18 protein-coding genes are annotated in these 24320 nt (G+C 72.2%); 6 read left to right on the top strand and 12 right to left on the bottom strand.

The genetic code is table 11. The features are described 5' to 3' along the window. Positions 1-7: 7 nt before the first annotated feature. From WMF31_RS35935 to leuC, 3 genes are all read right to left on the bottom strand, one after another. A complete protein-coding gene (locus WMF31_RS35935; protein ID WP_436606266.1) occupies positions 8-1876 on the bottom strand; it encodes a D-arabinono-1,4-lactone oxidase in 1869 nt (622 codons plus the stop codon). 186 nt (positions 1877-2062) lie between these two features. After that, entirely contained in the window at positions 2063-2674 is a 612-nt protein-coding gene (leuD, locus tag WMF31_RS35930; protein WP_436606265.1) for a 3-isopropylmalate dehydratase small subunit, read from the bottom strand. Between the two features lie 26 nt (positions 2675-2700). Next, a complete protein-coding gene (leuC, locus tag WMF31_RS35925; RefSeq protein WP_436606264.1) occupies positions 2701-4110 on the bottom strand; it encodes a 3-isopropylmalate dehydratase large subunit in 1410 nt (469 codons plus the stop codon). 204 nt (positions 4111-4314) lie between these two features. Between leuC and WMF31_RS35920 the strand changes: the two genes are divergently transcribed. The 3 genes from WMF31_RS35920 to WMF31_RS35910 all read left to right on the top strand — a co-directional run bounded on the left by WMF31_RS35920 (position 4315) and on the right by WMF31_RS35910 (position 8878). Then, entirely contained in the window at positions 4315-5226 is a 912-nt protein-coding gene (locus WMF31_RS35920; protein WP_436606263.1) for a LysR family transcriptional regulator, read from the top strand. Between the two features lie 71 nt (positions 5227-5297). Next, positions 5298-5927, top strand: a complete 630-nt coding sequence (locus WMF31_RS35915) for a glutathione S-transferase family protein (RefSeq protein WP_436606262.1) — start codon at positions 5298-5300, stop codon at positions 5925-5927. Between the two features lie 104 nt (positions 5928-6031). Continuing rightward, on the top strand, positions 6032-8878 hold the full coding sequence (locus WMF31_RS35910; protein ID WP_436606261.1) for a hypothetical protein: 2847 nt from the start codon (positions 6032-6034) through the stop codon (positions 8876-8878). Positions 8879-8896: 18 nt separating this feature from the next. Here the strand turns inward: WMF31_RS35910 and WMF31_RS35905 are convergent, their stop codons facing one another. The 7 genes from WMF31_RS35905 to WMF31_RS35875 form a co-directional block, all read right to left on the bottom strand. After that, positions 8897-9847 carry a S41 family peptidase gene (locus WMF31_RS35905; RefSeq protein WP_436606260.1) on the bottom strand — a complete coding sequence of 317 codons (951 nt, stop codon included), beginning with the start codon at positions 9845-9847 and terminating at the stop codon, positions 8897-8899. Positions 9848-9854: 7 nt separating this feature from the next. Beyond that, positions 9855-10412 (bottom strand): DUF3540 domain-containing protein, encoded by a 558-nt coding sequence (locus tag WMF31_RS35900; protein WP_436606259.1) that lies wholly within the window; start codon positions 10410-10412, stop codon positions 9855-9857. Beyond that, a complete protein-coding gene (locus WMF31_RS35895; protein WP_436606258.1) occupies positions 10409-12154 on the bottom strand; it encodes a pentapeptide repeat-containing protein in 1746 nt (581 codons plus the stop codon). Before WMF31_RS35895 ends, WMF31_RS35900 begins: the two co-directional genes overlap by 4 nt. Beyond that, complete coding sequence (locus WMF31_RS35890; RefSeq protein WP_436606257.1) at positions 12151-14541, bottom strand: DUF2169 family type VI secretion system accessory protein; 2391 nt, start codon at positions 14539-14541, stop codon at positions 12151-12153. Before WMF31_RS35890 ends, WMF31_RS35895 begins: the two co-directional genes overlap by 4 nt. Positions 14542-14565: 24 nt before the next feature. Continuing rightward, positions 14566-15774: a hypothetical protein gene (locus tag WMF31_RS35885; RefSeq protein WP_436606256.1), complete on the bottom strand. Its 1209-nt coding sequence runs from the start codon at positions 15772-15774 to the stop codon at positions 14566-14568. 147 nt (positions 15775-15921) lie between these two features. Then, entirely contained in the window at positions 15922-16260 is a 339-nt protein-coding gene (locus WMF31_RS35880) for a hypothetical protein (RefSeq protein ID WP_436606255.1), read from the bottom strand. Positions 16261-16613: 353 nt separating this feature from the next. Next, the gene (locus WMF31_RS35875; protein WP_436606254.1) at positions 16614-17888 is read right to left on the bottom strand and encodes a serpin family protein; all 1275 of its coding nucleotides are present in this window, start codon (positions 17886-17888) and stop codon (positions 16614-16616) included. 309 nt (positions 17889-18197) lie between these two features. Here WMF31_RS35875 and WMF31_RS35870 point away from each other — a divergent pair, with 309 nt between their 5' ends. Together WMF31_RS35870 and WMF31_RS35865 are read left to right on the top strand one after the other, a co-directional pair. After that, entirely contained in the window at positions 18198-20441 is a 2244-nt protein-coding gene (locus WMF31_RS35870; RefSeq protein WP_436606253.1) for an ATP-binding protein, read from the top strand. A 44-nt stretch (positions 20442-20485) separates the two neighbouring features. Then, positions 20486-21442 (top strand): hypothetical protein, encoded by a 957-nt coding sequence (locus tag WMF31_RS35865; protein WP_436606252.1) that lies wholly within the window; start codon positions 20486-20488, stop codon positions 21440-21442. A gap of 6 nt (positions 21443-21448) precedes the next feature. On the opposite strand, the gene WMF31_RS35860 is transcribed toward WMF31_RS35865, so the two are convergent. Both WMF31_RS35860 and WMF31_RS35855 read right to left on the bottom strand, forming a co-directional pair. Further along, positions 21449-22453 carry a hypothetical protein gene (locus WMF31_RS35860; protein ID WP_436606251.1) on the bottom strand — a complete coding sequence of 335 codons (1005 nt, stop codon included), beginning with the start codon at positions 22451-22453 and terminating at the stop codon, positions 21449-21451. Positions 22454-22716: 263 nt separating this feature from the next. Beyond that, positions 22717-22953 (bottom strand): hypothetical protein, encoded by a 237-nt coding sequence (locus WMF31_RS35855; RefSeq protein WP_436606250.1) that lies wholly within the window; start codon positions 22951-22953, stop codon positions 22717-22719. 641 nt (positions 22954-23594) lie between these two features. Here WMF31_RS35855 and WMF31_RS35850 point away from each other — a divergent pair. Beyond that, complete coding sequence (locus WMF31_RS35850) at positions 23595-24320, top strand: (2Fe-2S)-binding protein (RefSeq protein ID WP_436606249.1); 726 nt, start codon at positions 23595-23597, stop codon at positions 24318-24320.

Raw genomic sequence — 24320 nt, 5'->3', positions numbered from 1 at the left:
GAGCCGCTTATCGCTCGGCCCTGGCGGGGATCCCGAGGTTCGCGCGCCAGTAATCGTTGACGAAGATCTGCTGTGGATCGAGCTTCGCGCGCAGGGCGAGGAAATCATCGAAGCGGGGGAGGTTCTGGCGATAATAGGCGACCCAGTCCCCCGAGCTCGGCGGCGGCAAGAACTTGCCCCAGTGCGGGCGGAAGCCGAACGGCTTCAGGACCTCCCAGAAGGGCCCATAGAAAGCGTTCATGTCCTCCCCGTTGAGCGCGAACCAGAACACGTCGACGCGGAACACATCGGCGCCGTAGGAGGGGCTCATCCAGAAATCGCTCTTCCTCGCGGCGTAGAGCTCGCACGAGAACGCGCCGGTGTGCTGGTACGCCGTCGCGGCGTTGCCTCCCCCGTCGTACCACGCCTTCAGCGCCTGCATCACCTCGGCCGTCTTCTCCACCGGGATCCAGAGCTCCGTGAACCACGTGGGCCAGAGCTGGTCATCCATCTGGTTATCCATCGGCAGGCCGCACATCCACGTATCCCAGAACTCTTGCGTCTCGATCGGGACGAACGGGTCGAGGATGTCCTTGATGAGGTACGGCATCTCTGCCTTCAGGAAGTCCGCGAGGACCTGCGCCAGCGGCGCGCTGAGCGTGCCGTCCAGGAGCAGCGCGATGAGCAACGTGAGCGCGTCGGCGATGCCATCCTGGATCGGGCCCCCTGCCTTGCGCTCGACCGCGTCGAGCAGCGCGCGCGTGTGCGCCCGGTCCTGCAGCGACCCGGCCCGCCCGGCGAACGCATCGGCGAGCGCGCCGCGGAGGAAGTCGAGCACCTGCTGCCGCGTGATCTTGCGGGTGTGCGTCCTGTCGGGGGCGGGCCCGCAGCACGCGTTGACGTCGCCGTCGCCCGAGAGCGTGCGGTCGAGGTGGGCGTACCAGTCGGTGAGCTTGCCGGGGACGGCCGAGATGTCGCCGAGGTTGCCGATGATCGTGTAAAAGAGCGAGCCCGCGAGCGCGGTGAGCTGCGGCGCGCGGCCGAGCTCCTCGTAGGGCTTCGGCGTGAAGCCCGGCTCGGGCTCGATCCGCGAGGCCTGCCAGATCTGGACGCGCTCGAAGCCGTGCTGCGGCCACCACATGAGGCGCGTGTACGGCGTCTCGCGCAGGAAGCGCTCCAGGCTGGGCTTCCCGTCCGAGCCGCCCCCGAAGAGATCGACCGGCGCGCCGGCGGTGGGGCTCGTGATCTGCGAACCCTTGATGTTGAACGAGCGCCGGACGCGCAAGCGCACCTTGGAGACGACGCCGAGGAGCCCCATCGACACGCCGGCGGCGAAGAACAGATCGCGCTTCTCCGGGTCGGCGTCGTCGCGGTTCACGACCCAGAGCTTGCCGGTGCCGTCGATGAGGTTGAACCCGACGAGATCGTCGTCGATCGAGTACATGAGCGAGCCGCCGGACGATCCGGTGGAGAGGAAGCCGGAGACGGTCTGGTGCGAGATGCCGCCCAGGTCCTCGAGCGCCCACCCTGCCTGCTGGAGCGCGTAGTTGAGGCTGTTGCGCCACGTCGACGTGCGCGTCGGATCATACGGGTTCTTCCCGAGGTTACACCCCGCCTCCACCTCGACGATCGCGTGATCCGGGTCGCCCTCGACGGGGGTGATCGGCCCGATCGCGCGGTATCTGTCGAGCATCACGTCGATAGCGTCGTTCGGCGGGTCCCCGGCGCCGCAGTGGCCGTCGGTGTAGATCGAGCGGGCGACGGAGTGCGCCGATCCGCGCACGCGGAGCCTCCGTGGTGGTGATGCAGAGATGGCCTCTCGCACGAGCGCCAGGAGCTCCTCCTCGCTCCGCGGGTGGTAATATCCGTCGAGCCCCTGCTTTATTTTCTGTCCCATGAACCCTCCACGGCCAGGACAGCGCAGCCCGTCGTGCCCGTCAAGACGGCCTCGAACGGGCAGCGCCTCGCCGCGGCCCACGGATGCGCGCTGCAGCGCGAAGTCGGCGGGGAGGGGAACCAGGTTGGGAAGGGACGGAAAGCGGCGCGCGCGACAGCGACGCGGCGCCGGCGTCGCCGCGGTCGATTACGCGGGCTGCTGCACGTAGGGCAGCCGCGCGGCCACCTTCTGGACCTCGTCGGCGCCCTCGAGGAGCTGCGCGATCGGATCCCAGGTGCCCCGGAGCAGCGACTCGCGCGCCCCCGGCTTGATGGAGAGCGGCAGCCTCAGATCGCCCCCCGCCCGCACGACCTGCTCCTGCAGATCGACCGTGACCTCGGTCGACGGGTCCGCGCTCACGCGGGCCACGAGCGCGGCGCGGTCCTCCCGGCTCAGCGACACGCACGGGATGCCGAGCGTCGTCGAGTTGCCGAAGAAGATCTCCGCGAAGCTCTCCGCGATGACCGCCCGGAAGCCCGCCTTGGCGATCGACTGCGGCGCGTGCTCTCGCGAGGAGCCGCAGCCGAAGTTCCGGTCGGCGATCAGGAGGGTGGCGCCCGCGAAGCGCGGATCGTTGAGCGGGTGGTCCTTCTTCGAGCCATCCTCATTATACCGCACGTCCCGGAACAGGTGCTCGCCGATGCCGTCGAACGTGACGCACTTCAGGAAGCGCGCGGGGATGATGCGGTCGGTGTCGATGTCGTCCCCCGGGACATGGACGGCGCGACCTTTGACGGACTGAATCAATTCGAGTGCCATGGGATCTACCTCGGGTGCGAGCGTCGTCAGATTCCGAACACGTCACGGGCGTCCGCGATCGCGCCGCGCACGGCGGCGGCGGCGACCATCACGGGGCTCATGAGCACGGTGCGGCCGGTGGGGCTCCCCTGCCTGCCCTTGAAGTTGCGGTTGGACGAGGAGGCGCACAGCTCGTCCCCGATGAGCTTGTCGGGGTTCATCGCCAGGCACATCGAGCAGCCCGGCTCGCGCCACTCGAAGCCGGCCTCGCGGAAGACGCGATCCAGCCCCTCGGCCTCGGCCGCGCGCGCCACCTCCATCGACCCCGGGACCGCCAGCGCGCGCACGTGCGGCGCCACCTTGCGCCCCTTGAGGTGCCGCGCCACCTCCCGGAAATCCGAGAGCCGGCCGTTCGTGCAGCTCCCGATGAAGGCCACATTGATCTTCGTCCCCTCGATCGGCTTGCCGCCCTCGAGGCGCATGTACTCGAGCGCCTCCTGGACCAGCGCCCGCTCGGACTCGCTCGCCACCTCCTCGGCCGCCGGCACCCTCTCCTTGACGGAGATCGCCTGTCCCGGGGTGATGCCCCAGGTGACCGTCGGCGCGATCGCGCTCGCGTCGATGCGGACGACATCGTCGTAGCGCGCGTCCGCGTCCGACGCGATCGAGCGCCAGTACTCGAGCGCCTTGTCCCACGCCTCGCCCTTCGGCGCGTACTGCCGGCCCTTCATGTACTCGAACGTCGTCTGGTCCGGGTTGACGTAGCCGACCCGGGCGCCGCCCTCGATCGACATGTTGCACAGGGTCATCCGCTCTTCCATCGAGAGCCCCTCGATCGTCGAGCCGCCGTACTCGTACGCGTAGCCCGTGCCGCCCGACACGCCGAGCCGGCGGATGATCTCGAGGATGATGTCCTTCGCGTAGACGCCCGGGCCGAGCTTGCCCGTCACCTCGATGCGCCGGACCTTGAGCCGCTGCAGGCTGAGCGTCTGCGTCGCCAGCACGTCGCGCACCTGCGTCGTGCCGATCCCGAACGCGATGGCGCCGAACGCCCCGTGCGTCGACGTGTGCGAGTCGCCGCACGCGATCGTCATCCCGGGCTGGGTGAGGCCGAGCTCGGGGCCGATGATGTGCACGATGCCCTGCTTCCCGGACTCCAGGTCGAAGAACGTGACGCCCTGCTCCGCGCACGCCTTCTTGAGCGCGTCCACCATCCCCTCGGCGAGCGCGTCCTTGAACGGCCGCTTCCGGTTGTCCGTCGGGACGATGTGATCGAGCGTCGCGAACGTCCGCCCGGGCATGCGCACGCGCAGGCCGAGGTCGCGCAGCATCCCGAACGCCTGCGGGCTCGTCACCTCGTGGATCAGGTGAAGGCCGATGAAGAGCTGATCCTCTCCGTTCGGCAGCGTGCGCACTTTGTGGAGGTCCCACACCTTGTCATAGAGACTCTTTCCCATGATGCCCTCTGGATGCGGCTGAAACCGGCTGAAGAAGACGGCGTGCGAGGCGGGCCGGCCCGGGCGCGGGCGCGCCGCGCGCAGGCCGACCCCCCTCGGGAGGCGACCCGGGACGGCCCGGCTCGGGCTGGCGGTGGAGACTATGCCGGCGGGGGAGCGTTAAGTCGAATGAAACTTTCTGCATGGTGAGTTAAGCTGCGCTACATGGATGCGTCGCTCCTCCCAGCGCTCGAGGACGTGCTGCTCGTGGCCCGGTCGGGCTCGGTGAGCGAGGCCGCGCGGCGGCTGCACAAGACGCCGTCGGCGATCAGCCAGCAGGTCCGGCGGGTCGAGGAGCACTTCGGCGTGGCGCTCTTCGAGCGCGACGGGCGCGGGGTGCGGCTGAGCCCGGCGGGCGAGGCGGCGCTCGGCGCGATCACGCGGCTGTTCGACCAGGCGGAGGGGGTGTTCGAGCTGCTCTCGGAGCTCGCGGGGGAGCCGTCGACCACGCTGCGCCTGGCGGCGAGCGACTACCTCGGCAAGGGGCTGCTCGTGCCGGTCATCCGGCAGATGCTCGAGGAGCGCGCCCCGGTGAGGTTCGCGATCACGACGGCGAACTCGATCGACGCGGCGCGGTGGGTGGAGCGCGGCGAGGTGGATCTGGGGCTCGCGTCGGCGTCGTCGGCGGGCGGCGATCTCGTGAAGCTGCCGCTGTTCGTGCAGCCGTTCCTCTGGGTGGGGCCGCGGCAGCGGGGCAAGGCGGCGGCGCTCTGCGAGCGGCTCCGGCGCGAGCCGCTGCTCCGGCTCGCGCCCGGCAGCCTGGGGCGGCGCATGCTCGACGCGTACCTGGATCGCGAGCGGATCCGGCCGATCTCGACCATCGACGTGTCGAGCGTCTCGCTCCTCGTCTCGTACGTCTCCGGCGGGCTCGGCGTGGGGCTCGCGCCGGCGCTGGCGCTGACCGAGGTCGCGCGGTCGCGGGTCGACGTCGAGGTCGCCGAGGTCGAGCCGCTGCCGGTCGAGCTGATGACGCGCGAGAACTTCCGGCGCAACCCGATCATCGAGCGCTTCATCGAGCGCCTGTCGGCCGAGGGGCGCCGCGCCGAGCAGCGGACCCGGGCGCTCCTCGGGGCGTGACCCTCGCGGGAGAGGCCCCGTCGCGGCGCGAGCGCGTTGCCGCGGCGGGCCCGCGCGATTACGGAGGATCCATGATCCTGATTGGCCAGTACGACTCGCCGTTCGTGCGCCGCGTCGCCGTGGCGCTCCAGCATTACGGGCTCACCTACGAGCATCGCCCGTGGTCGGTGTGGGCCGACGCGGACTCCATCGCGAAGTACAACCCGCTCCGGCGCGTGCCGGTCCTGGTGCTCGACAGCGGGGAGGCGCTCGTGGAGAGCTCGGCGATCCTCGACGCGCTCGACGACCTGGTGGAGCCTTCGCGCGCGCTCCTGCCGCGGTCGGGCGAGGCGCGCCGCGCCGGGCTGCGGATCTCTGCGCTCGCCACGGGCCTCGCGGACAAGGCGGTGAGCCTGCTCTACGAGCACGTGCTGCGCACCGACGAGCGCCGCAGCCAGGTGTGGGTCGAGCGCTGCGTCCAGCAGATGTCCGACACGCTCGATCTCCTGGAGAAGGAGCGCGCGGGCCGCGGCGGAGACCACCTGCTCGGCAGCTTCAGCCACGCCGACATCGCGCTCGGCTGCGCGCTGCGCTTCGTGGGCGAGGCGCACCCGTCGCTCACCGACGCCGCGCGGCGACCGGCGCTGGCCGCGCACGCCGCCCGCTGCGAGGCGATGCCGGTGTTCGCGGCGGTGGTGCAGCCGCTGCACGTGGCCGTGTAGCCGGCGGGTCGGCCCGGGCGCCCCGGGGGGGGCCGGGCGGGGCGGCCGGGGTGCTCGGGCGCGTCGAAGGGTCCCTCGCAGGGCGGATGAGCTACCCTGCGGCCATGGGGCACATCACCCTCTCCTCTGCCAGCGGGCGCGTCACCATCACCGACGAGGTCTCGGACACGACGCCGCTCGAAGGGAGCACGCCTGTGGAGATCGTTGTCATGGAGGGCGGCGACAACATGGCGGTCAGCCCACAGACGCTGCGGGGCATCCAGCTGACGGACGGCTCGGTCATCGTGGTCGACGAACACACGCTGGAGCGCATCCAGCGCCGGATCGACAACCGACGCGGCCGGCTCGATATCCAGATCCAGACGCCGGGTCCGCCAGGAGATTGGCGCCCCACCGTCGTGCAGAGGTTCTCCGACGTATCGATGTCGAGGCCTTTCTCCGATGTGCCGATATCGATGGATGACGAGAGGCATGGCGGAGACGACGCCTCTCTGGGCCTCTCCGACGAGGACGCCGAACACCCTCGCGAAGAGGACGAGGACGATCTCCTCGACGGCGGCTTTCGCGGCGGCGGCGGCTGGAGCAGCGCGAGCGAGGGGAGCGACGACGAGGAGGAAGCGAGCAGCGGCCAGCCGCGTGGCGACATCGATCCATCGATGTTCGAGCACCTCATGCCGGACGACGCGGCGGAGGATCGCGGCCAGCCCGTGAGGCGGCAGCTCACGCTCGACGCGGACAAGGGCTTCGGCGGGCTCGTGCTCGCCACGTGGAACGCGTCCCATTTCGGCGCGCGGAAGGACGTCAAGAACCCCGGCCTGCTCGACCTCGACGACGGGGAGGCCTTCGACGAGGCGATCTTCGCCGATGAACGGTCGACGAGCGAGCAGGACAGGTATTACAGCAGGCGAAACAAGGACAAGGAGCTCCGCGGCGAGGGCGAGAAGGACGCCAAGGCCCAGTACGTGGTGGACATGCTCGTCGGCGCGATGCGGGCGGGGCATCCGATCGACGGGCTCGTGATCCACGAGATCAACAACGGCGAGGCGTTCCAGGACGCCTTCGGGAGGGCGGCGAGAGAGGCAGGGATCGACGGCACGTACGAGCTCCACCTCGGGCCGCACCTCCACACCGGCTCGGACAGGCACGCGCAGAAGGAGCGGTATCCCGTCGTCGTGCGCACGGAGAAGCTGAAGGTCGAAGGCGTGGAGTACATCCCGACCTACAGCGCCAGAGAGAGGGGGAAACCGAGGGTCGTCGCCGGCGAGCCGGTCCGGACCACGAACGGCGGCACCGTGAAGACGCCCTCCGGCAAGTCGCGCCCCCTCATCGCGTACACGATCACGCGGAAGGACCGGCCTTCAGCGAAGCCGCTCAAGCTCGTCAACGTGCACACCAAGCCGGGCAAAGGAGGGCTCAGCACCGACGAGGGCGTGAACGATCGCCGGCCGGTATTCAACCAGGTCCAGCCAGCGTACAGGCACGCGTCGAAGGACGGCGAGCACATGTGGGTCTTCCTCGGGGACCACTACCTGGCGGGCCAGGACGTCGTCACCAGAGACGGGAAGCGCTTCGACGAGTCGCTTCCATCCGGGATGCTCAACCTCGATCCGGAGTCGAAGACGAACACGATCGAGAAGATCAACACCGATGTGGAGAACGCCCGCTGGAGGCGCAAGACGATCGAGGCCCGCCGCGCCATGGAGAGCGCGAGGAACGCCGTCACGAAGCTCTCCGGCACGAACCTCGGCAAGCGCGGGCGCGGGGCCAAGGAGCCAGAGAAGAAGGCCCCCTCCAGGGCGACGCTCGAGAACAAGCTCAAGGCCATCGAGAAGGACCTGAGGAGCCTGGAGAATCACGATACCCGCGCGGGCGCGAAGGAGGACATCAGGGCTCTCCGGCGGCGATTGGAACGGCTGAAGACCACGCTCGCGCAGAAGAACCCATCGCTCGACGACGCTCAGAAGAAGATCCTCGAGCTCAACGCCGACACCAAGGCACAGGTCTACCAGAGCCTCCGCGCCCGCGAAGAGGCGTTCGTCGCGGAGCAGAAGTCGGCCCCTCGGGCGCGGCGCGCCGGGACGTTGGGGGATCGCGCGCGGAGCCTGCGCGACGCAGCAAAGGACAAGGATGATCCGGAAGCGTCGGCGCTCCTCGAACAAGCCCGCCGGCTGGAGGAGCAAGCTGCAGAGCAGGCGAGCGGCGAGTCCAAGGAGGACCGGCGAGGCGCCTTCCTCGACAGGAAGCGGACGATGGTGGCCGACAAGGCCGTGGTCAGCTCGAGCTTCGTGGTCCGCAAACCGGCGCTCATGACCGTGCTCCCCGGAAAGAAGGGCGAGGAGCCGAAGACCGCCTTCGTCGAGAAGGACGTGCTCTACGCCAGGAGCGGCGATGGCTGGAAGGCCACGGGAGATCACTTCGCCCTCGCGCAGGGCCGGGTGCTATCGGACCATGGGGCGGTGGTCATCGTGGTCAGCGACGACCCCGAGGATCAGGAGGCGGCCGACAAGATGATGGACGCGCTCGTCCTCGAGCCGTCAGGGCTGGCGAAGACCCTGGACGAGGCCGACGACGAGTCCGAGAGCGAGCAGGATGCCGCGCCCGACTTCGAACCGGACAGCAGCAGCGACGAGGACAGCGACGACGAGGACGGCAGCGACGGCAGCGACGAGGAAAGCGACGACGAGGACGATAGCGACGAGGACAGCGACGGCGGCGGCCGGGACACCGATCCTCGGGACGACTCCGGCGATGACAGGAGCTCCGGCGAGGACTCGCCCCCTCCCAAGAGGAAGAAGCCCAACGAGCGCAGCGTCGGGAGCCTCCACAGCGCGACGATGTCGCGCACGGCGCAGCGGCAGTCCACCCCCACCCGGGCGACCACGACGAGGACCACGACCAGGCTGCAGACGAACAGGTCGAGCAAAACCGCGGCCAAGAGCAAGAAGCGCTGATCTCCCTGCGCGGTGCGCTCACCCCGGATCTGGCAGCACGCCGCCGGCCGAGATCTCCCGCCCGTCCGGCAGCTCCACGCGGGCTCCGCGCCGCGCGCACCCCGCGTCCCACATCGCCGCGGCGCCCTTTCCGTAGGTCGCCTCGCCCGCGACGACCGCGCGCCCGTGCGCCTGCAAGCACGCGGCGACGAGCTCCGCCGCGGAGGCCGTGAAGCGGTCGACCCACACGACGAGGGGCATCGTGTACGGCGCTCCCGGCCGCGCGCGGTGCTCGGCCGCGTCGCCGTCCTCGTCGATGACGGTGGCCAGCAGCGCGCCTTCGGGGAGGAAGCCGCCGGCGATCTCCACCGCGGCCTTCACGTCGCCGCCCGGATTGCCGCGCAGGTCCAGCACCAGCACCTCCATGCCGCGGGCGAGGAGCCGCCCGATCTCGCGGTGGAGGAGCGCCGGGCCGTCGATGGCGATCCGCCGCAGGGCCACGCAGCCCACGCCCGGCGCGAGGATCTCGCCGGACAGCCCGTCACCGGCGGCCCCGGGCGCGAGCGCGACGGCGACGTCCAGCGCGCCCTGCAGCGACTCGCCGACGCCCGCGCGCATCGTGAACACGTTCGTGGCGCTGGGCACCGCGATGAGGCCGAGCGGCGCGTTGAAGTTGTTGCCCGCCGTCAGCGACGCGAGGTGCGCGGCAGGCAGGAAGTTGAAGAACACGTTGGTGAACGACGCCGTCACGACGGCCGCGCCCTTGATCGTGGGGTGCATCACGCCGGGCTCGTCGCCGATGGACATCGGGATCACCGAGCCCACGGTCAGCGACGGCATCATCGAGGTGAGCACGTTCGCCGCGAAGACCGTCGCCATCGCGTTGAAGGCGACGTTGACGTACGGGATCGGCACGCCGACCGGAGGCGTCCTGCACACGTCGGGCGCCGCGATGAACTGGCCTGCTCCTCGGTTCGCGACGGGCAACATGGCGCGATCACCCGAGGTGGACCTGCTTGCCCTGCACCGTGGCCGTCTCGTCGGTCACGATGGTGGCTGTCCCGGCCTGGAGCACGGAGCTGCCCTGGACCACCGTGCGCGCCTCCTTCGCCTCGACCTCGAGCCTCGACGCGACGCGCTGGTACAGGTCCGTGGCCCGCTGGATCAGGGTCTCCGCCCAGGTCGTGACGCGCGAGGCGTGCACCGTCACCTCGGGGCTCCGGATCTCCACGCCTCGATCGGCCGAGAGGCGCAGCGTGCCCCCCTCGGCCGCGAGATCGACGTCGCCGGAGAACCGCAGCACCGCGCGCCCGGAGCCGCGCAGCACGCCGATCGCATAGAGATCGTCGCGCTTGCCGATCACGAGCAGCGCGTCGCCGACGGCCGGCTCGTACGGCGAGACGAACGCCAGCGTGGCGTAGCGCTCGGCGCCGTTCGGCAGGAGCACGAGCACGCCGTCGGCATCGACCGACAGCACCTCTGCGGGGCCCAGAGTGTCTGTCTCGACGGGGCGGAAATCGGGGGTGATCACCTCGGCTGTGGCACGCTGGCTCATGTCCTGTCCTCCTGCCGAGGCGGCGGGCGCCACGCTTCGGCCTCCAAGCGATCGACGTCGGTCCCGCGAGCGCCGGTCCGGCGCGCGCCGCTCCACGAGGCCCTCTCCGCTCGCAGCGCGTGCAGGTTCGCGCCCGAGAGGTCCGCGTCCGAGAGGTCGGCCCCTTCCGCGGCCAGGTGCGACAGATCCGCGCCGGCGAGGCGGGCTCCCCGGAACGACGCGCCGGCCGCGTGCGCCTCGGCCAGCACGGCGTCGGAGAGATCCGCGCCCGCCAGGTCGGCGCCGTCCAGCGAGGCGCGCGAGAGGACGGTCCGCCGCAGCTCGGCGCGCTGGAGGCGCGCTCCCCGGAGATCCGCCTCCCCGAAGAAGGCCAGCTTGGCCCGCGCGCCCGCGAGGCGGGCCCCTCCGAGCTTCGCGCGCAGCAGCGTCGCGCCCCGGAGATCCGCGCCCTCCAGGTTGGCCCGCGCGAGATCCGCGTCGGTGAAGTTGCTCCCCGAGAGATCGGCGCCGTGGAGGTCCGCGCCCGCGAGCTGCGCCTCGATGAACCCGCAGGCGCGCAGGGTCATGCCGGCGAGAGGCACGCTCGAGAGATCGGCGCCGGCGAGGTCGGCGCGGTCGAAGATGGCTCGTTCGAGCCGCGCCCCCGCGAGGGACACGCGCTGCAGGAGCGCCTGCTGGAGCAGGGCGCGCGTGAGGTTGGCGCCGGCCAGGCTGGCGCCGTTCAGCACCGCGCGGACGAGGCGGGCGCCCTCCAGATCGGCGTTCGACAGATCGGCGTCGAGCAGCACGACGCCCGTCAGGTCCGCGCCGGCGAGCTTCTGCCCGGCGAGCCTCGCGCCCTGCAGGTACGCGCGCTCGAGGCGGGCGCCGGTCAGGTCCGCGCCGGTGAGATCGCAGCCCGCCAGGACCGCTCCGGTGAGGTCGGCCCCGCGCAGGCTGGCGCCCCGCAGATCCGCGCCGCGCAGCGACGAGCCCGCGAGATCCGCGCCCGCGAGATCCGCGCCGGCGAGCTTCGCCGCGCCGAGGTCGGTCCCCGGCGCCGCCAGGCCCGCGGCCTCGCCGGGGCCGAAGAGCGCGCCGTCGAGCACGCACCGCGTCATGCTGGCCGGCAGGCGCGCGCCCCGCAGATCGGCCTGGACCAGCACGACGCGCTCGAGCGCCGCGCCCGACAGGTCGGCGCCGCGGAGGATCGCGCCGAACATCGACGCTCCCGTGACGCGGGCGCCTCTCAGGTCCGCGCCGGTGAGGTCCGCTCTCTGGAACGACGCCCCGTCGATCGCGCGGCCGCCGAGCGCCGCGCCGGGCAGCTTCGCCATGTCGAGCCGCGCCTGATCGAGCCTCGCGCCGTCGAGCTTCGCGTCCGTCAGATCGGCGCTGATGAGCATCGCGCCCCCGAGGTCCGCGCCGGTGAGATCCGCGCCGCGGACCCTCGCCCTCACCAGCTTCGCGCCGCGCAGGACCGCGCCGCGGAGCCGCGCCCCGCGCAGGTCGCACGCCGCGAACGACGCGCCCTCGAGGTCCGACCCGTCGAGCACGGCGTCACGCAGGACGCACCGGATCCACTCCGAGGCGGCCAGCGCCGCCCCCGAGAGCGCCGCGCCGCCGAGGTGCACGTCGACGAGCCGGGCGCGCGGCATGCGCGCGCCCGTGAGATCGCGCCCGCGCAGGTCGAACCGGGTCACCCGCTTGCCCGCGAGGCTGTCGGTCTCGCGCATGCGACGGATCAGCTCCTCGGGCGTCATGATGGATCCAGGAGGGCCCGGGCGACGTTCGCGCCGGCAAAATCGGCGTCCGCGCCCGCGGCGCCCAGGAGGACGGCCTCGAACAGGCTCGCTTGCCGGAACGACACGCGCGTGAGCGTCGCCCTCCGAAGATCCACGCCGAACAGGTTGGCGTGATCGAAGCTGGCCTGTTCGAGGCGCGCGCGATCGAAGCGGGCCCTGCGCAGATCGGCGCCCGAGAAGCGCGCGCCCGCCGCCTCCACCTCCGAGAAGCACGCGTCGTGGAAGGACGAATACCTGAAGTCCGCCTCCGCGAGATCCGCGCGCATCCACACGCTGGCCGGGCCCCGCGCGCCGTTGAGCCGCGCGCGCCGCAGCCGCGCGTCCGAGAGGCCCGAGCGCCCGAGCTCGGCGTCGGTGAAGTCGGCGGCGTCGCCGGTGATCTGCGTCAGCATGCACCGGAGCAGGCGCGCGCCGACCCACACCGACCCTTCGAGCCGCGCGCCCTCGAGCAGGCACTGCGTGAGCGCGGCGCCCGCGAGCCGCGCCCCGGTCAGGCGCGCGCGCTGGAGGAGCGCCCGCTCCCCCACGGCCCCCTCGAGATCGGCGCCTTCCAGATCGATCTCCTCGGCAAAGACGCCGTCGAGCCGCGCCCTCGTGAGCCGCGCGCCCCCCGCCCGCGCGCGCGCGAGCTGCGCCTGCGTGAGGTCGGCCCCGGAGAGATCCGCGTCGCCGAGCTGCGCCTCGGCGAGCACGGCCTGCCGCAGGCTCGCGCCCGCGAGGCGCGCGCCGCGGAGATCCGCGCGCGCGAGGAGCGTCCCGTCGAGGCGCGCGCCCTCGAGGTCCGCGCCGCGCAGATCGCGGCCGGACCAGTCGCGCCCGGAGGCGTCGCCCCCCCGCGAGGGCGTGTCCGCGCCCTCCGCCGCCTCCGGCTCCCCGCCCGGAACGCCGCGCAGCCGGGGATCGCGCAGCGCCGCCTCGAGCGCCGCGAGCCCGGGGACCGCCGCGCCGGACGCCCGCGCCTCGAGCGCGAGGCCGCGGAGCTGCGCGAGGCGCCTCGCGAGCACGGGCCGGATCCTCGCGTCCGCCAGGGGCGCCTCGGCCGGCGGCGGCGCGGCGGGCGAGGGGGCGCCGGCCAGCGCGGCGGCGACCCTGGCGGGCAGATCGAGGCCGCGCCGCCCGGTGTGCGCGCCGGCGGCGGTCACCGCGCGGGCGATCGCCGACCGCAGCCCGGGCGGCAGCGTCGCGAGCGTCTCGTCGAGCTGCGCGGCGAGCCGCGGGTCGACGGGCTCCTCCGGCGCCGCCGGGCCGGGATCGGCCGCGGCCCACGCGTCGCCGAACGAGGCCGGCACGCTCTCCTTCACCGGATCGCGCTCGAACGCCTCGAGCGCCGCGCGGTAGTGCGCCTCGGGCTCTTTGGGGCTCGCCATCGGCTCGGAGGCGAACAGCACCGTGCGCACGCCCCGGAGCTCGGCGTCGGACACGGCATCGACGCCGCGCCACACGAGCGAGAGGCGGAGGATATCGAGGTCGGCGAACAGCGTATCGAGGACCATCGGCACCTCGCGGAAGCGACCGGCGGTGTCCATCAGGAAGGCGCGCACGCGCAGGCCCGGGAGCGCGCTCTCGAAGAGCACGCGGTCGGGGTGGAGGTTCGCGAACGACAGCGCCTCGTCGCCGCGGAGGAAGGGGACTTGCTGGTCGCGCGGCGCCGCGTTGAAATGGCCGAGGTCGAAGTCTTCCGCGTGGTACGGAGCGCGCTCCCTCCGCCACGCCGGGCCGTACGCGGCGCCGAGCTTCCGGGCGCGCTCGGGCCAGCGCGACGAGATCGGGCCGAACCCGGCGGGCGCCGGGCGATCGCCGCGGCTCTTGATGGGCTCGCCCGGAGACTCGATGTTGGGCAGCTCCGGGGTGTCCAGCCCCTTGCCCACCGGGTTCGCCGCGTGGCGCGGTCCGCCGAACGCGTGCGTGTACGCGACCGGCATCTTCACGAAGCGGGCCGGGTCCGAGGGGTAGTCTCCGAGGACGCCCGACACCCAGGTCCGCGGACCGACGACCTCCAGGACCTTCGAGAAATCGCCGACCGTGAAGCGGACAGGGCACGACGCCACGGGGCGGCCGGAGGGCGCGTGGCACGTGCCGAGGAGCAGCAAATCGGCGAGCGGCTTGAAGTCCGCGAAGTCGCCGGGATACACGATGTCACCGGAGAGGGCGTCGTCCTCCGGCCGGTGGCGCTCGGCCGACAGGGGCTCCTGCACGAGCCGCGGATCCCCCTCGGGCAGCGCGGCGGGGGCGCCGTGCACGAGCTCGAACGTGCCGCGCACGATGAGCGTGGCCTCCGGCTGCGGCGGGCGCCGCGACGAGGGCTTCACGCCGAAGGCGAGGGGCGTCAGGTTCTTGATCTTCATGCGCCGGACCCGGGGGGGGCGCCGTCAGAGGAAGCTGTGCTGCGCGCCCACCTGGGTGTGGGTCGTGCCCGTGGCGAGCCGCTGCGCCGCTGCCTGGATCTTCTTCGGCGTGATCTCGTAAGTCGCGTCCAGATCGACCGAGATGCCGGCGCCGATGTTGACCTCGATCTTGCCGGCGATGCAGATGTCCATCATCAGCGCGATCGTGATGTCGAGCACCGTCCCCATCGTGATCGACTGCTCGCTCCCGATCGTCAGCTCCGTGACGTCGCCCGAGACGATCTCCGTCTCGGTGCCGATGATCGTGGATACCGTGTTTCCGATGGTCGTGTCCTTGATCGACGGGCACACCGTGGTGCTCGTCATCGACGACGCCGTGGTCGTGTCGGTCATCGAGGTGACGGTGGTGGTGCTCGTCATCGACGTGGCCTTCGTCGTGCTCTCGATCGCGCCGGCGCACTCGGTCGTGTCGCGCATGGTCGTGGCGGTGGTCGTCGACTCGATGACGTCGGCCCAGGTCTCGTCCTTGATCGACGGCACCGGCAGCGCCGAGGAGCCGGTGTACGACTCGATCGACCGCGCCCACGTCCGATCCGTGATGCGAGGGTTCTCCTTGCCCTTCGCGGGCGCCGCGCTCCCGGTGATGCTCTCCTTGAGGTTGCCCGAATAGACGTCGTGCGTGTCGCCGTGGTACGTCGTGAACACGTCGCCTTTGATGCTCTCCTCGATCACGCGCCACGTACCGTCGTAGTTCTGCACCCAGCGGATCTCGCTGCTGCCCTCGAACGTGATGCCCGTCTCCGAGACGTGCCCGCCCGAGACGTCCCAGCCGGAGTCGTGGTCCTGCCGGCCGCGAACCAGCATGCGGTAATTGCCCTGCACGACCTCGACCTTGTCGCCGCGGGTCGTCGTGATGCGGTTTCCGTCGGAGTGGTCGCGCCAGCCACCCTTGGTGTGGAGCTTCGCCGTCTCCGCCTTTCGCTCCGCGACCGGGGTGAACTGAGGGCAGCCGTCACGCACGCGGTCGTCGTCCACGAACGACGTGACGAGCGCCGCGAGGTCCTCGCCGGAGGCGCGCGGCGCGCCCGGGCTCGCGGCGATGGACGGGTCCTTCACCGCGCCGAGGCGCAGATACGACGTCATCGCCTCGGTTTCGCTCGCCGCGTTGTTGAAGTTCGGCGCCTCGATGAGGATGTACTTGCCGCTGACGCCTTCGCCCTCTCTCTGGCCCATGCGCGCTAGGAGACCGAGGGGGACATCGCTTGTCAAGGGCGCGCGCCCCCGTCGCGGCGCCTTGCTCCCGGCGGCGCCGAGGTGGAGCGCGACCGGCTCGCCACGGCCTGCGGGGCGCGCGCGACGGCGCGCCGCAGGCCCGAGCGTTCACTCCTCGCAGAGCTCGAAATGCGTTTGCCTCGCGTCCAGGGACGCGGCGCGTCGCTCGGCGGCCTCGAGCAGCGTCGGGCTGGCGCCGAAGAGCGAGCCCGTCCCCGGCCAGTACAAGGTCGAGCCCGATTCACACAGGGTCACGAGCACGGGCCCTTCGGGCAACGAGCTCGATTCGCCTCGTTCGACCACGGCGATATAGCTGAGCCGGCTGCGGGGCGAGCCGCGAAACATGCGGAGCACCTCGGCGTGATAGGTCAGCCGATCTCCATCGGCGGTAGACGCTCGCTCGACCTTGATGTGCCGAACGAGCGCGGTGACCGGGGTCTGCGCCATGGCCGTCCTCAGCCCTTCGAGCTCCAGCGCCGCGCGCGACGCCGGCGCGTCGACGGCTGGCGCTGGCGCGCTGGCTCGACGAGGCGCCGGGGGCATCGGCGAGACGGCGGGAGGCGCGTCGATGGACGGTTCGTCAACGGACGGTCCGGCGACAGGAGACGGGTGGGCAGCGCGCTCGTGAGCGGCGGGGTCCTCGCCGGCGGCCTCGGCCATGGGAGAGTTCGTGGCGCATGGTCGACCACATGACGCTCCCATGAGCACGGTGAGCAGCGCCCATCGCGTCAGGCTCATCTCCTCGACAGCCTACCACGTCCGGCGGTATCCCGGGGACCATTCAAGGCGGGACGCGGTGATCAGCTCGCGCTGGGGTCGGCGACGCGGCCGACGAACAGGACGCTGCCCGTCGCGTTGTCGCGAATGAGGAACAGGAAGGGATTCACGAGCGCGAGCGACGCCGGCGGGGGCGCCGACTCGTCGCCGACGATGACCGCGGTCGCGGCCGCCGCCTCGGTGCCGGCCTCGTTCACGCCGACGAACGCCTTGTGGAGGACGTCCTGGATGTAGGGCCGTCCCGTGGCGTTGATCCCGGTGAAGTCCGCGGCGCCGGACGTGAACGCGATCTCCATCCCCATTTCCTTCAGCGTGTCCTTGAGGCTCAGCGTGTATTCGAACTTGAACCTGGGCATCGTGGTGTCGACCTGGTGCTCGCTCATCGCGCCGACGATGCCGTCGACCTTCGCCGCGTCGAGCGACGCCTCGAACGTGTCGAGCGTGCCCTCCTCCGGCAGGAGGAGCACCATCGACAGCTCGTTCCCGTCGTAGGGCATCGCGACCGCCTGGTAGCCGTCGCCCTCGGCGTACGGCATCTCCAGGCTGCCGTGCATCAGGGGCACGGTCACGTCGGTCCCGTCGGCCTTCACGAACCGGCCGTCCTCCGTCGCGGTGGGCTCGAACGGGGTGCGCCACGCCGCGTTGAAGTAGATGGCGTTCGTGAGGATCAGCACCGTCTCGGGGGTGATCGCCTCGACGGGCACCAGATCTTCGATCTTGCCCTCGGTCTGCTCGCTGACCCAGCCGTTGACGAGATCGACCGCCTCCCGCGGGTGCCCCACGAAGTCCACGACGCGCATGCCAGCGCCGTAGTTCAGCGCGAGCGTGTCGAGGAAGGGCGCCTCGAACGGGTAGCCGATCTGCCCCCAGAGCGCGTTCACGACGTGGAGGCGGAAGCCCTCTCCGTCGGCGCCCTGGGCGCCCTGACCGCGGCTCTCGAGCTCCTGGTCGAGCCAGTTGAGCGCCGGGTGGAGCCTGTCCTGCCCGAGGTCGAAGCGCATCGTGTCGGCCATGGCCGTCTCGGTCTCGCCCTTCGCGCCGGCCCATGTCATCGCGAGCGCCGTCGAGATGCTGTAGGGCGAATAGAAGACGTTGCCCGGCTCCTTCCGGAGCTGCTGGTAGAGGTCGAGCGCGAACGCGGAGTTGCCCGCGACGAGCGCGGTCCTGTCCTCCGGAGGCACGTCCGGGGTCGAGATGCGCTGTTTGTCGGAGGCGACCACGCATCCGGGTTTGTCCCCGTCGCGGCACGCCTCGCCCCCGGGATCGGGGCTCGGGTCTTCGTTCGGCTCGGTGGACATCTCGCAACCGAGGATCGCGGCCAGAGACAGGAGGAAGGGCGGAGCGCAGGTTCGAACGGTTCGCAGCATGCCGCTCCGCCGAGCATTCGCCGTGCCGCGCCGGCCCCCGAGCCCGGGGTCCTGCGTCTCCGAGGCGGTACGCGCGGGGCGTCCGAGCCGCCGCGCGCCGCGCGCGCCCGGACCCTGACATCCGGCGAAGGCGCTGGCCCGGTCTGGCACACGATGCCCCCTCCGCTTCGCGCTCCCGCCGCCCACGGCACAGGCCGGCGCCACCGTTGCGGTTGCATCACCGTTCCTTACAAAGACGGCATGGGCAAGGCCCACATCCACGGCACGACGGCGGCGCCGGCGAAGCTCACCTCGGACCTCACCCGCTGCGATCAGGAGCCCATTCATGTCCCGGGCGCCATCCAGCCGCACGGCGCGCTGCTCGTCCTCGACGAGCCGGATCTCACGATCACGCAGGCGAGCGAGAACGCCGGCGAGCACCTGGGGCAGCCGCTCGAGCGCGTCCTCGACCAGCCGCTCTCGGCCGTGCTCGGGGAGGCGTCGGCGGCCGAGGTGCGGGCGGCGCTCGACGGGGATCGCTGGAAGGAGCTGAATCCGCTCGCCATCGCCGCGCGCGGCCGGCGCTTCGACGGCATCGTCCACCGTCACGCCGGGGCCACGATCCTCGAGCTCGAGCCGATCCTCCCGACCGCGACGGAGGCCACCGTGCATCACCCGCTGCGGCGGGCGCTCCTTCGCGTGCAGTCGGCGGGGACCCTCGACGACCTCTACGAGGCCGTCGTGCAGGAGGTGCGGCGCTTGGCCGGCTTCGAGCGCGTGATGCTCTATCAGTTCGACGACGAGGGGCACGGCGCCGTGATCGCGGAGTCCAGGGAACCCTCGCTCGAGCCGTACCTCGGCCTGCATTACCCCGCCTCCGACATCCCGCGGCAGGCGCGCGCGCTTTACCTCGCGAACCCGCTCCGCATCATCCCCGACGCCCGCTACACGCCGGCGCGCCTCGTCCCCGGCGCGAGGCGAGAGCGCGCGGCGCCCCTCGACCTCAGCTTCGCCGTCCTGCGCAGCGTCTCGCCGGTGCACCTCGAATACATGGCCAACATGGGGGTGCTCGCCTCGATGAGCGTCTCGCTCCGCGTGCATGACGGCCTCTGGGGGCTCATCAGCTGCGCGAACCACAGCGGGCCTCGACGGCTGCCTTACGAGCTCCGGTCCGCCTGCGAGGTGCTGGGGCTCCTGACCTCGCTCGAGATCGCCGCGTTCGAGGATCGCGAGGCGGCCGCCCGGCGCGACGCGCGCCGCCTTCCCCTCTCGCTCCTGGTCGACACGATGCGCTCCGGCGACGATGTGCTCGAAGGGCTGCTCGCCCGCCCGGCAGAGCTCCTGGCCCTGGTGGGGGCAGAGGGGGCGGCGGTGGTCCGGGCGGGCGATGCGCGGACGTGGGGCCGTACCCCGCCGCTGCCGTTCGTGATGGCCCTGGCGGACTGGCTGGACCAGCGCCCGGATGCATCGCTGTTCTCGACCGCGTCCCTCGCCGCGATGCTCCCGAGCGCCCTCCCGGTCAAGGACGTCGCGAGCGGGCTCCTCTCGTTCGGGTTGCCCGGGGCCGAGCATCGACGCCTCCTGTGGTTCCGGCCGGAGATCGTGCAGACGGTCCGCTGGGGAGGGGATCCGCGAGAGCCGGTCGAGACCGACCCTCACATGCGTATCCACCCGCGCCGGTCGTTCGCGCTGTGGAAGCAGGAGATGCGCTTGCGCTCGCGCCCCTTCAGCGCGTCCGACATCGAGGCTGCGGAGGATCTCCGGCGGTACGCGGTCGAGATCGACCTGGAGCGGCAGGTCGAGCGCGCGCAGCGGGCCGTGCGCGCGCGCGACGATCTCGTGGCGGTGGTCTCGCACGACCTCAAGAACCCGATCGGCGTCATCCAGATGCAGGCCGCCCTGCTCTTGCGCGCGGCGGGCCCTCATGACGAGCCGCAATCGCGCCGCCTCCGCGCTCTGGCCGAGCGTATCCAGCGCTCGGTCGATCGAATGAACGCGCTCGTCCACGGCTTGCTCGACCTGGCGAAGATCGAGTCGGGGCGGTTCGTGCTCGAGCGTCGGCCCGAGCCGACGCGGGAGCTCGTCGAGGAGGCGCTGCTCGCGATGCGCCCGCTGGCGGAGTCCAGGCGGATCACGATCGCCGAGCATGTCGTCGAGACCCCGCGCGTGGAGGCCGACCGCGAGCGGATCTTCCAGGTGTTCTCGAACCTCGTCGGCAACGCGATCAAATTCACGCCCGAGGGCGGCGCTGTCACGGTGGAGGTCGCGCTGGAGCGGGACGGGGTCCGCTTCACGGTCGCCGATACGGGCCCGGGGATCCCTGCCGATCGGCTCCCGCACGTGTTCGAGCGGTACTGGCGAGCGCCCGGGGAGCGGTCCGCGGGCACGGGCCTCGGCCTTTACATCGCCCATGGGATCGTCGAGGCGCACGGCGGGCGGCTCTGGGTCGAGTCGACCGTCGGCGTCGGCACCCGGTTCACGTTCACGTTGCCCCTCTCGTCATGAGCCCGCTTGAGCTCGGCGAGGCATCCTGGTTCCATCGAGATGCCATGAGCGGTGCCGCGCCACGCCGGTGGATCCCACGATGGCTCGCCGCGCTCGCGATCGTGCCCTGCGCGTGCCACGGCCCCGCAGACGCTCCAGCGAGCAGGCCGGCCCCCGCGCGCGACGGCGCCGCGCCCCGTCCGCACGACAGCTCCGCGCCCGGCCCACGCGACAGCGCCGCGCCCGGCCCGGCGCAGCCCGGCCCCGCGCCTCCGCCGGCCGCCGCCCCGCCCACGAGCGCGCGGGCCGCTCCGACGCCGTGGCCTCCGGCGAGGCCGCAGGGCATCGAGTCGGACTGGTGCATCGACGGGGTCGACGCGCTCGACGAGGAGACCTGTTATGTGCTGCCGGACGCGCCGACCCGCACCCTGCTCATCTATCTTCACGGGATCGTCCCGCCGGGGAAGCAGAGCCCGCAGAAGACCAATTTCGAGACCGTCGTGGCGCGCGCCTCCCGCCGCGCCGGCGTCGCTGCGCTGATGCCGCGCGGCAAGGTCGGCCTCGCGCCCCGGGGGTTCGCGCGCTGGTGGGGCTGGCCGACGGGCGACTCGACGTACCGGGAGCACGCCGCCGGGTTCGTGGCGGCGTTCGCGGAGAAGCGGCGCAAGCTCGAGGAGCTGATCGGCGCGCCGTTCTCGCGGGTGTACGTCGCCGGCTCCTCGTCGGGCGCGTTCTTCGCCGCCGCGCTCGCGCTGCGCGGCGGCATCGACGCCGACGGGTTCGGCGCGATGTCCGGCGGGGGAGGCCGCGCGACGCAGGAGCTCCCGGCGCTCGAGCCCAGGCCGTTCTACATCGGCTTCGGCTCGCACGATGCGGCCGGCCGCTCGGCCCGCGCCCTCGCCGACGTCCTGCGCGCCGCGCGCTGGCCCGTGCGCGTCGCCGAGCACCCGGTCGGCCACGGCGCGAAGGAGGTCTACCTCGATGAGGCCTTCGCCTTCTGGCGCGAGCACGAGGGTCGATGAGACTCTTCAGGATCGCGAAGCGCTCGCCGGCCTGGGGCGGCCGGGCGCGCGGGGGCGGGCCCTCGCGCCCGGGGGCCTCGTCCCGAGCGCCTCGCGCACGGACGTGGCCGTGGCGGCGCGCGCGATCCATCGATCGAGCTTCGCCGGGTCGGTGCAGGCCCGGATGCGCGCCTCGTCGTCCCGTGAGGGCGAGAGCCCGCGTGCTCGCAGCAGCGTCATCAGCGCTTGTTGCCGGCCCTCGGCCCGGCCCTTGGCCTCGCCCTCGGCCCGTCCCTCGGCCCGGCCCTTGGCCTCGCCCTCGGCCCGTCCCTTCTTCCGTCCCTGCGCTTCGAGAAAGAGGCGGAGCTTCCTGGCCGCGGGGGTTTCGGGGATCTTGTCGGGGTTCATCGAGGCCTCCCTGAGGAGCGCCAGCATGCGCTCGCTGAGCACGGACAGGATCGCACGCTGCTGCGCGCGTCGCAACGCGGGGGGCAGCCGCTCGGTCAGCTCGAACGCCCGCTCGACGACGGCGCGCGCCCTGGGGCCGTGGCGGTGCTGCATGGCCCACGCCGCGAAGAGCGCGAGCTCCGGGTGGCGCTCGTCGAGGAGCGCCTTGCTCTCGGCGGCGCCGAGGTGCAGCACGACCGGCTTGAGCTGGAGCACCGTGCCGAGGCGCGTGCGCACGCACGCCACGCGCTCGGCCCAGCGGGCGACGGCGCGGCGGGCGGTGATGACGAGCATGTCGCCGGCCACGCCGGTCTGATCGTGGAGCAGGCTGGCCGCGAGCGGCCATCGGCGGCGCTTGGCCGGGTCGACGCCGCGCTGCAGCTCGACCAGGACCCAGCGCCGCCGGCCCCCGCGGTAGACGAGATCCAGCCGCAGCTCGGCGGGCTTGACGAAGCGGAGCGTGGCGTCGGACGGCTTGAGGCTGCGCGGCAGCTTCACGCCGGTGAGCGCGGAGACGAGCGCGCCGAGCAGCCCGGGCTGCTCGCGCAACGCGACGATCAGGACCTCGTGCGACGTGCCCGGCACGACGCTGTGACTACGACGGGAGGAGGGGAGTCGGCCAGTTTTTTTTCTTCTACCTCTCTACCTCTTCGCACGCGGACATGGCCTGTTGCGCCTCGCCGCATGCAGAAATCGAAATGGGCGACGAGGTCTGCCTGTAATGGGTTATTCCGGACCTGACGACCCAATGGCGCCCTTTGGCGGCTTCAAGCTGTCGGGGGTTGGACGCGAGCTCGGCGCTGCCGGCGTGCACGCCTCCACATCGGCCCGGCCACCGGGCGCGCTGGCTACTCACCCGTCGCGGCCGGCTGACGCGCGCGGATCTCGGCCAGCACGGCGTCGATCCGGGCGCGACGGTCGGGACGGGCGCGCGCGCGGGCCCGCTCGAGCGCGGGGATGGCGCGGTCGCCCAGCGCCAGGAGCCCCTCGCGCGCGGCGCGCGAGACCGCCGCGTGCGGGTGCGCGAGCCTGTCGGCGATCTCGTCCACCGCCCCGAGATCACCGCCGAAACAGAGCACGCGCACGGCGAGGCGGACGGTGGTGGGATCGGGATCGCCGAGGAGCGCGCGGGTCGCGCGCAGGTAGCGATCGCGCGGGGCCAGCCCGCGGGGACCGCCGCGGCGAGGTCGCGGAGGTCGTCCTCGCCCTCGCCCTCGCGGCGCGCCAGCGCCTGCGCGGCGGCGTGCGCCGCCGCGGGATCCGACGACGCGAGGAGCTCGCGCAGCGACGACAGCGGCGGCCGCAGCGCCTCCAGCGAGAGCAGGCGAGCTTCCGCCTCGAGCAAGGGTTCGGTCGTGTGCATCGCAGGAGGCCTCGGTTATACCGGGGAGCGCGGAAGACGAGCTCTCCCTTTCGGCGGCGAGCGCCGCGGGCCGGGACGTGGTTCGTCGGCGCTGCCGCTCGTGCTGCGCTATCCCGACACAGGCCCGACGCGCGTGCGGGCCAATCCTCTCTGCGGCCCCTTCGGCCGCTCGGGCCGAGCGCTGGATTCGCTCCCGAGCACGGCGTGCAATGCAGTCTGGAGCGCATGCACCGGACGACGACACCTGCTGAGCCTGGCAAGATCGTGGTCGTGTACGTCGTCCACGGTGGAAGCGCTCGAACGGGCCTGTCCATGCGCTTTCAATCGTAGACGCCCCCGACGAGGCCAGATTACGCTTCGCGCGTGTCGAGCCGCAGCAAGGAGGATCCGCGCTCCCCGACCGGGGGCGCTCCCAGCGAGGGCCGCGGCGCCGGCGACGGCGCGCAGGCCCTGCTCACCCGCCGCCGCTTCCTCGCCGGCACGGGGCTCACGGCCGCGACCTCCGTGGCCATCGAGGCGTGCAGCCCTGGCGAGCCGCAGGCGCCGCGCGGCCAGGGCAAGGGGACCGAGGTCCTCGGGCCCGATCGCGTGCCCATCACCCTGCAGGTCAACGGCGTGGAGCGGAAGCTCACCGTGGACCCCCGCGCCACGCTCGCCGACGCCCTCCGCGTCGACCTCGGGCTCACCGGGACCAAGGTGGTGTGCGATCGCGGCGCCTGCTCCGCCTGCACGGTGTGGCTCGACGGCACCCCCGTGTGCTCGTGCATGACCTTCGCGCTCGACGCGGTCGGGCGCGCGGTCGTCACCGTCGAGGGGCTCGCGCGCGGCGGCGCCCTGCACCCCGTCCAGCAGGCGTTCATCGAGCACGACGCCGCGCAGTGCGGCTTCTGCACCCCGGGCATGGTCATGAGCTGCGCCGCGCTGCTCCAGCGCAACCCGTCGCCGACCCTCGACGACGTGCGCGCGGCCACGAGCGGCAACCTCTGCCGCTGCGGCACCTACCCCAAGGTCTTCGAGGCGACCCTCGCGGCGGCGCGGGGCGGCGCGCGGCCGCCCCAGGGGCCGGCCGACGGGCGGAAGGAGGGCTAG

The sequence above is a fragment of the Sorangium sp. So ce1036 genome (genome assembly GCF_051369805.1).
GTDB lineage: Bacteria > Myxococcota_A > Polyangia > Polyangiales > Polyangiaceae > Sorangium > Sorangium cellulosum_F.
The sequence above is the reverse complement of the archived record's forward strand: the minus strand, read 5'-3'. Positions and strand labels throughout refer to the sequence as shown.